This window comes from Lacinutrix sp. MEBiC02595 (genome assembly GCF_053601555.1).
Genome location: NZ_JBSHNU010000101.1, coordinates 1 through 261 on the forward strand (window position 1 = coordinate 1; position 261 = coordinate 261).

Sequence of the window (261 nt, forward strand, 5' to 3'; positions counted from 1 at the left end):
CAAGTAGAAGTAAGGTTAGCAAAAGCATAATCAGAAGTTACATCAAATACTGCATCTGTATCACAAGCATCTGTACCACAAGATTGAAGTGCTAATATGTTAGCAGCATTCCAATCATTCGCGATCGTTTCGTTATCTGTACCATTACATTCTATAGTTTCGTCTATTACAGTACAAGATGTTAAGTCAGGACCGATAGAATCTTCAAGAGTAAGCGTTGCAGTAAGTATAGTTTCGTTACCACAATCATCAGCAACGGTA

Annotated in this window: 1 protein-coding gene; it reads right to left on the reverse strand. The window is 37.2% G+C overall.

Annotated features, from left to right (window positions below):
• A partial coding sequence (locus ACVCZW_RS00480; RefSeq protein ID WP_452231356.1) for a hypothetical protein occupies positions 1-261 on the reverse strand: 261 nt, incomplete at both ends.